The sequence below is a fragment of the Streptococcus parasanguinis genome, assembly GCF_009717775.1.
Classification (GTDB): domain Bacteria; phylum Bacillota; class Bacilli; order Lactobacillales; family Streptococcaceae; genus Streptococcus; species Streptococcus parasanguinis_AG.
In genome coordinates this window covers 1-7,721 of sequence record NZ_WMZF01000014.1, presented here as the reverse complement: position 1 = coordinate 7,721, position 7,721 = coordinate 1, and the positions used below count along the sequence as shown (strand labels likewise).

Sequence of the window (7,721 nt, the reverse complement as noted above, 5' to 3'; positions counted from 1 at the left end):
TATTTTTGATACGAAATGCTTTCAATAAGTTTAAATAAGTTTTAACGTTTACTAAATTGTGATGCTTTACGAGCTTTCTTAAGACCTGGTTTGGAAAGTATTGATTTCAGTTGGACTAAAAACAGCGTAATATCAAGGATTTTCTGAACAATATCTACTTTTTAATTTCATAAAATCTGAATCAATATTTTTAAAATAGGGAATAGTTTAGGTCTCTAAGCATTAAAATAATACACCTAACTTTGGTCACCGTTTTTTAGTTATTCACTCTTTTTTCGGATAGTGTTTTTAAAGTTATGATGTAAAATGCCGCAATTAAAACACTATACATCATAATCGGAGGATAGAGAATTAAGGACAGAATCAATCCCACTCCTTTAATTATTAGGTCAGGTATCAATAACTTCCTATATTGTGCGGTAGCTTCAAGTAATTCTTTCTGATCTATATTGGGTTTATCAATTACTTTATGTAAAAACCAGTTTGCTACCGTTGAAACAATAACGATCAGTCCATAAAAGAGCTGTGCCGTATGATTCATGAAATGACTACTAACTATTCCAGTAGCATAGGGCATAAATGAAACAAAAAATAAAAGATACAAATTCCACCAAACAATTTGTGGGGAAATTTTCTCAACCTTTTCCCACAATGTATTTAGTGCCATCCATAACGATCCCAACCAGAAAAAGGAAAGAAAATAAGCAAAGAAATTTTGCCGTAAATCCCAAAAAGCTTGAAGACTTGGTGTCGTTGGTTTTTCTAACTCTAAAATCAAAATGGTCATAATAATTGCTAGAACAGCATCTGTCAATGCAATTAATCTATCTTTCTTCATCGGATTACATTGCCTTTCATTTTGTAGTATTCTATCTCATCGTATAATATTTATTAATCTTAAATATTGGATAGTCACTTCATATTTTGAGTACAAACAAGATACACTAAAAAGCATGTATCTGTCATATTCTATTTAACTTTAGAAATATTCATCCATTGCTACGAGTAGTCTTTCTTGTGAGTAATTTTCATCAAAAAATTTCATAGATAAGTCCTATATATAATCATGATAAAGTAGTAAAAATAGTTGTTATCCTAGTTGATTAAAAAAGTCTTTGATTTCCTCATCTTTTATAAAATAATATATAATTTTCCCCTCTCTTCTAGTATCCAAGATGTTTTGATTGGCTAGTTTACGAAGATGGTGAGAGGCAGATGCCATACTGAGATTTAGTAAACAGGCTATATCACAGACACAGAGTTCTTCAACAGCAAGGAGATAAAAGATGATATTTATCTGTTTATTATCGGTAAACTTTGATAAAATACGAAGTGATTTTTGGACTTTTTCCTTTTCAAGGTAGTTCGTTGCGGTTATAACATTTTGTTGATTTATAACATCCACTTGACAGATACTATCTTTTTTCATAATTTTTTCTCCTAGCCTAACACAGCCCTTAGCATGTCAAAGCTGTTGTTTTCAATCAGGATATACATCCCCAATCCTAAATAAACAACGGCAATAAACCATCTGCTATATTTCTCCAAAGTTTCTCCAACAGAAGGGACTTGTGCCAATTTTTGGGCAGAAAAAACCAAGAGATAAATCATGACTAGAAAGGTAAGTAAAGCCACTATCAAATTCGCTAAATTTAAGGTAATAAAATATGGGACAAAAACACCAATATTGTCAGCACCACAACTTGCAAAAGTAATCATAGCGACTAGAAAAATCAGGTTTTTATCATCTTTGCGCAAACCATCTTTTGCAATAGCTTCTCCATCAGAATCTCCTAAAAGCAAAACTTTGAGGCCTAGGAAAATTGGAATCAAACCGAGTAAACCTAAAATCTCTTTACTAGGAATATAATTTAAGACAAATGCAAAAAGCAAACTTAGCAATATTAGACTAACAGAGCCTAGAAATTGTCCTAAATAGATGTTAATGATGTCTTTTCTGCTTTTTCTTTTGGCAAAAAATAACATTAGGATAATAAGTAAGTCTACGGCTGTCCCAGAATACAGGATTATTGAAGTAACAACATTTTGAACCATAAAGCACCTCATTCAAATATATTTTTGAATGTATTTTAACATTAAACTTTGTAGATGTCAACTTAAAATCCACCAATTAATAATTGCATGTCAATATTTGTATTGTGAAACTAGTTTCAGAAATATATAGTCTTAAAGTATGTCCACTGCCAATGGTTTTTTCAATATTTAAAAGGAGAGAACCAATTTGGTCCTCTCCAGGGTATAATTTTCCACCAACCCACTACAGTTGACAAAGAGCCGTTATTCTCAAATGAGACAACTCCTTTTAGTTTTTATAACCTCAGCTTCTCGGTCTCTTACCTACTTTTAATAGAAAGACTACGAAGGACGATTCTTAAAGTAGTCAGATTGTGCAATATCGAAAGATTAGATGGGCTTAACCAATTTAACAACCCAAATCCAATTAAACTTCCATTTATTACAACTGTTTCTTGAATATTTCTTTGAATTAATTTCTGCAACGATTCAGATAAAGAATTCAATTCCTCGAAGAAATCTAAACGATTATCTAATAATAAAATATCACTCATCTGCTTAGAAATATCAGCACTTTCATTCATCACAACCCCAATATCTGCAAGCGTCAAGGCAGCAGAGTCGTTTAACCCGTCTCCAACCATCAAAATAGTTCGGCCAGCTTTCTGTAATTCCTGAACCAACTGAAACTTACCATCTGGTTTTAAATCAGTATAAACGTTGTCAAATGGCAGATCTTTAACCAACTCTTCTGTTCTAGCCAACGTATCACCAGTTGCCAGAATCAGTTTTTTCCCTTGGCGCTTTAGCTTTTTCAATGCAACTTTCGCCTCGCTTCTCAAGGGAGTGTGGATACAAAACATCCCAATTAATTCTTTCTTATAAGCCAAAAACAATAAATTGTAATGAGTCTTATATTGCTCAATCAAGGCCAGCTGCTCAGAACTAATTCTTACCTGTTCGTCTTGCATTAGTACATAATTTCCAATGACAACCGATTGACCATCAATTTGCGATTTAATCCCTTTGCTTGCAACATACTGAAGCTTGCCATGCATTTCTTCGTGTTCAATGCCTTCAATTTCAGCTTGTTTAACAATTGCATTGGCAATAGGATGATAGATATGTTCCTCCAAACATGCACTTATTCTTAAAATATCTTTCTCAGTATAATCTCCGAAAGGAAGAACCTTTTCAACCAAAGGATAACTCGTCGTGATGGTACCCGTTTTATCAAACAAGAAAGTATCCACTTCCAGATATTTTTCTAATACATCACCATCTTTAATAACCATTTCTCGATTTAGACCTTCCTTTATGGCCGTAAGGTAGGCTACAGGTGTGGATATTTTTAGAGCACATGAAAAATCCACCAATAAAAAGGAAATGGCTTTTGAAAACGAACCTGTTAACAGATAAGTCAAACCAGCACCTAAGAAGTTATATTTTACAACCTTGTCTGCCATCCTAATAAAATGACGTTGTTTTGTCTTCTTACTCTCTTCAGATTTTTTCATCAGATTGATGAGTTGCAAAATACGACTGTTTATCTGATTATCAGTCACACGAATTCTTAACTCTCCTGTTTCCAAAACAGTATTCGCACATACAGAATCTCCCTCTTTCTTTTCAACAGGGAAGCTCTCTCCAGTCAAGGAACTCTCATTGACCATGCCTAATCCTGAAACCACTTGGCCGTCAAACAAGATTTCATTACCTTGGGAGACAACTAATACATCACCTACTTGAACATCAGAACTCTTGATGCTGATGACCATGTCTCCCCGCACTAAGAAAACATCACTTTCTTTAGCAAGAAGGCTTTGTTCCAAATCTGTTGCTGTTTTTTTTAAAGACCACTGATCCAGATGATTACCCAAATCAAGCATAAACATGATGTTGCTAGCTGTCTTGGATTGGTTCATAAACAAGGACAACAAAATGGCCGAACAGTCCAAGACCTCCATGGTTAGTTCCTTGCGCGCTAAAGTTTGATAGGCTTCTTTGACATAACCCAAAGCCTGATAACAAGTCCAAATATAACGAATAGGGTAGGGTACAAAACTTCGAAACAGCAAACGCTTAATCGCTGCACCCGATACAATTGAATAAGCACTCTCTTCTCTACGAATGGGAAGAGTCATCAAGTCCGAAACTTTCCCCTTGTCAATTTTTTTTAAAAAGGCCTCTGCATTTTCTAATACAGAGAAGCCTTCTTTCATACGTAGAGTAAAGTGCTGCTGATCCATATAAAACTGAATAGAGTCGATCCCTTTTTCATCTTTAGCCAAGGAACGAAGATAATCTTGAATATCCAAGGTCAGTGAAAACGAGGACGATAATCGGATATGTTGATATCCTCTGTGTAGCACTTTAAAAGACATATTATTCACCTGTCAGGCTATCTAATTGTTCTTCTTTCTTTTCCTGTTCGTATAAATATTTAGCGTCTTGTAAAACATCATCACCGTGTTGTTTTACAACAGAAACAGATGCATCCAGTCCATCTTTCAATTTGTAAGCTTTAGCCAAGGCCTTAGAATAGCCTTTCTTAGCTTCTTTACTTGCTAAGACTTTCAAGCCAAGCGTCCCAAATGCTACCCCTCCTAAGAAGAGAGATGATTTTTTCGCAACTTTTGCGACGTTTAATACTTCTTTTAACATGTTTATTTCCTCCTTGTAACTATTGTAGCGAAAAATGACAGCAAAAGCAATTGCTGATATCTGATATATAGATAAAATTCTCTATACTGATATTTAATTATATTATGATGAAAACAATATACTTTATTTTTTGATACTGTAAATAATTATGTGTAAACACTTAAGTAGAGTTACGGAGTGTTAATTAAATAAGCTTTCAAGTGTATCAGAACATTGACCAAACCCTTTATGGATTCGTTGACTTTGCTTGAAATTATAATCTTCAAACAACGTAACTAAGTAACGTTCCAGAGCCTCCTCATTAGGAAAAAGAACCTTCTTTTTCGTTTGATGTTTGATTTCTTTGTTAAGAGACTCAATGAGGTTTGTCGAATACATGCTGTGCCAAATCTGGTAGGGAAACTGATAAAAAGTTAAAAGATTATCCGTCTTCTCCAGACTTTCCATGACTTTCCTATACTTTGGTTTCCATTCGGCGAGAAAGTCCTCTAAAGCTTGTCCTGCCATTTCTAAATTTTCAGCACGATAAATCATTATAAATTGCCCCAGAATAACCGCTCTATCTGCTCGTTTCACTTTACTAGCTAGATTTCGACTAATATGAATTAAGCAACATTGTTGTTTAGCTAATGGGTGAGCCTGACTGATAATCTGCTCAAGCCCCTTAAAGCCATCTGTAACTACAAGAGAAATCTGTTGGATTCCTTGGTTTTGAAGCTTGTCTAACAGGGTGGACCAAGAAGCATTGTTTTCTTGGGGCAACTGTGCATAGCATATCTCTACGCGACTAAAGTCGCTAGAGCTATCCTAATTGCGCACCGCCAGTTCTGATACAAAAAACACCTTGCAAGATGCAAAGTGTTTTCGTTTGTATTCTGCTGTCCAGCAACGAATTAACGTTTAGAGAACTGGCTAGCTTTACGAGCCTTTTTCAAGCCTGTTTTCTAGTATTTTTATATCTATTGGCAGATTATCCGACTTATCCCCATCAACATCTGACTCTAACTCAACCTCTGAAGAAATCCTAATATTGCGTACTTTGATATATTCGATATTATTGTTACCTACTAGATCCCCTTTTTAATAAATCTGGGATAGCCGATAATTTAGAAATGATGGATGAATCCTTTAAAATCAAGATATTTCCATATTCATCTGTATTTTCATCAAATAGTTTTTTGTCTGCATAGTAATTGGATAGAAGAACTAAGACCTGAGTAGCTTCACCTTCATAATTGCCATTTTTGCTTTCAAAAGGTAATAATTGCTTGTTCATAGCTTGGCGAATCAGTTGCACCAGCCAAATTAATTGTCTTGACCGACGAATAAAGCGACTTCTTTCAAGGATTCGACCATAAGGAAACAGTTGGCAGATTCTATAAAAGTGTCGATGTGATTCGGCACGCTCATCAGACTCGCTACACAGAGCTGGTACATAATATCTGCTATAATTTTCTGGAAGATTTGGTCAAGCGGTCTTTTAGCCGTGTGACAGGCATACAGGAAAAACACTATTTATTTACTTTTTGCACGGGAGGCTTTAAGATGTTGCTGGACGCCTTTCTTGATAATCACTCAGAGTCGCCAGAGTGTCTGGGCTGGGATATGGCAAAGATATACCGCTGCCTGAAACTGTTCTTTGACGCTGATAAACGCGACATATCAATTAAAATGTCGCACTAAAATGATTGAAAAGTGATTGAAACTGTATTATAATGAACGTATATATTTAGAAAAGAGGTACTAACTATGGAAAACCTAGTAGTTTCAGTCTTTAACACTGAAAGCGAAGCTTATCAGTCCTTTGCGGATTTGAAGGCTTTCCGCCAAACTCAGACGACCAAGGTTGCTCAAATCGCCTTGGTCAAAAATGAAAACGGTCACATCGTTGAAAAAGAACGCTATGACTTTGAAGATTCAACGACGGATGCAACCCTAGAAGGTGGCTTGCTCGGTGCAGTTATCGGGCTTTTGGGTGGTCCTATCGGCGTCTTGTTTGGTTATGGTATTGGCAGCCTCTATGGTTTGGCTGCTGGTGATACCGTTGATACGGCAGAAGCTGGCTTGATTGACGTTGTGTCTCAAAAATTGATCGACGGCGAAACAGCCGTTGTCGCCTTGGTGCAAGAAAACAACGAAGCAGTCATCGATGCTTACTTCACCAAGTACGACACCCAAATCGTGCGTTGGGATGTAGCAACCGTCGTAGCCGAAATCGAAGCAGCTCTGCAAGTCCAAGAAGACCTCTACAACCAGGCACGTGCACAAATGAAGGCTGAACGTAAAGCCGAACGCAAGGCTAAACTTGAAGAATTCAAGGCAAATGTCAAAGCAAAATTTGACAAATTGAAAGCCTAACGTCTAAGCGTCTCATAAATTTAAATGTGACTGAGACGCCATTTAAAATTTATGTGCGTCGGATTCTCACAGTTAAATAATTGCGTTGACAAAGCCGTTACAGCCGTTCTTCCATTCTTTGAAAAGAATGTTTAATAGACAAGAAATCTGGACTAGTATTGGTCTGGATTTTTTTGTGAATATAGAGGTCATAGCTTTTTGACTATGCTTCGTTATAATTAGAAAAATTTTAAGTTTTATCAAGATGAAATCAGTCAGACGAAGACATCCCGAATTAGCACCAGCATCACCACACAAACTAAGACATACTGGTGCTACTCTTGCTAAACAAGCAGGTGTTTCTCTTGAAGCCTTCTCAGAAGCTCTTACTCATAGTGATAAAGAGATTACAAAAACTTACGTTAATATCAAAGATAAAGTCAATCAGACTGTAGGTGATATTGCTTTTCGTAGTTTAAAAAATTGATGGGGTGAATATGGGGTGAATTTTGGGGTGAACTTTGATTTTTTGAAACAAAAAAGACATCCAAGAAATAATTCTTGAATGTCTGTAAACGTTGATATAATCGTATTGATTAACGTTTTGAGAATTGTGATGCTTTACGAGCTTTCTTAAGACCTGGTTTGGAAAGTATGAATTTCAGTTGGACTAAAAACAGCGTAAT

General features: G+C 35.8%; 7 protein-coding genes and 3 pseudogenes. 2 read left to right on the top strand and 8 right to left on the bottom strand.

Annotated elements, in window-relative coordinates; all coding sequences use genetic code 11:
- Window positions 1-256: 256 nt before the first annotated feature.
- The 8 genes and pseudogenes from GMC92_RS10680 to GMC92_RS10785 form a co-directional block, all read right to left on the bottom strand.
- Window positions 257-838, bottom strand: a complete 582-nt coding sequence (locus GMC92_RS10680; RefSeq protein WP_002908714.1) for a TMEM175 family protein — start codon at window positions 836-838, stop codon at window positions 257-259.
- A gap of 252 nt (window positions 839-1,090) precedes the next feature.
- A complete protein-coding gene (cadX, locus tag GMC92_RS10675) occupies window positions 1,091-1,429 on the bottom strand; it encodes a Cd(II)/Zn(II)-sensing metalloregulatory transcriptional regulator CadX (RefSeq protein ID WP_049501100.1) in 339 nt (112 codons plus the stop codon).
- Between the two features lie 11 nt (window positions 1,430-1,440).
- Window positions 1,441-2,055: a CadD family cadmium resistance transporter gene (locus GMC92_RS10670; RefSeq protein ID WP_338324062.1), complete on the bottom strand. Its 615-nt coding sequence runs from the start codon at window positions 2,053-2,055 to the stop codon at window positions 1,441-1,443.
- Between the two features lie 299 nt (window positions 2,056-2,354).
- Complete coding sequence (locus GMC92_RS10665) at window positions 2,355-4,418, bottom strand: heavy metal translocating P-type ATPase (protein ID WP_002893754.1); 2,064 nt, start codon at window positions 4,416-4,418, stop codon at window positions 2,355-2,357.
- Window position 4,419: 1 nt separating this feature from the next.
- The gene (locus tag GMC92_RS10660; RefSeq protein ID WP_002893755.1) at window positions 4,420-4,698 is read right to left on the bottom strand and encodes a DUF6110 family protein; all 279 of its coding nucleotides are present in this window, start codon (window positions 4,696-4,698) and stop codon (window positions 4,420-4,422) included.
- A gap of 180 nt (window positions 4,699-4,878) precedes the next feature.
- A pseudogene (locus GMC92_RS10655) lies at window positions 4,879-5,469 on the bottom strand (IS256 family transposase); the annotation flags it as partial.
- A 147-nt stretch (window positions 5,470-5,616) separates the two neighbouring features.
- A pseudogene (locus tag GMC92_RS10775) lies at window positions 5,617-5,950 on the bottom strand (diacylglycerol/lipid kinase family protein); the annotation flags it as partial.
- Window positions 5,951-5,953: 3 nt separating this feature from the next.
- Window positions 5,954-6,097, bottom strand: a pseudogene (locus tag GMC92_RS10785) (IS982 family transposase); the annotation flags it as partial.
- 350 nt (window positions 6,098-6,447) lie between these two features.
- On the opposite strand from GMC92_RS10785, the gene GMC92_RS10645 reads away from it, so the two are divergent.
- Both GMC92_RS10645 and GMC92_RS10640 read left to right on the top strand, forming a co-directional pair.
- Entirely contained in the window at window positions 6,448-7,056 is a 609-nt protein-coding gene (locus GMC92_RS10645; protein WP_002893760.1) for a DUF1269 domain-containing protein, read from the top strand.
- 244 nt (window positions 7,057-7,300) lie between these two features.
- On the top strand, window positions 7,301-7,522 hold the full coding sequence (locus GMC92_RS10640) for a tyrosine-type recombinase/integrase (protein ID WP_002893762.1): 222 nt from the start codon (window positions 7,301-7,303) through the stop codon (window positions 7,520-7,522).
- Window positions 7,523-7,721 lie beyond the last annotated feature (199 nt).

What these genes read in the sequence shown, in the direction of transcription:
- GMC92_RS10640 (WP_002893762.1), top strand. Translation starts at nt 7,301, where the DNA reads ATGAAATCAGTCAGACGAAGACATCCCGAATTAGCACCAGCATCACCA.
- GMC92_RS10665 (WP_002893754.1), bottom strand. Translation starts at nt 4,418, where the DNA reads ATGTCTTTTAAAGTGCTACACAGAGGATATCAACATATCCGATTATCG.
- GMC92_RS10660 (WP_002893755.1), bottom strand. Translation starts at nt 4,698, where the DNA reads ATGTTAAAAGAAGTATTAAACGTCGCAAAAGTTGCGAAAAAATCATCT.
- GMC92_RS10670 (WP_338324062.1), bottom strand. Translation starts at nt 2,055, where the DNA reads ATGGTTCAAAATGTTGTTACTTCAATAATCCTGTATTCTGGGACAGCC.
- GMC92_RS10680 (WP_002908714.1), bottom strand. Translation starts at nt 838, where the DNA reads ATGAAGAAAGATAGATTAATTGCATTGACAGATGCTGTTCTAGCAATT.
- cadX (WP_049501100.1), bottom strand. Translation starts at nt 1,429, where the DNA reads ATGAAAAAAGATAGTATCTGTCAAGTGGATGTTATAAATCAACAAAAT.
- GMC92_RS10645 (WP_002893760.1), top strand. Translation starts at nt 6,448, where the DNA reads ATGGAAAACCTAGTAGTTTCAGTCTTTAACACTGAAAGCGAAGCTTAT.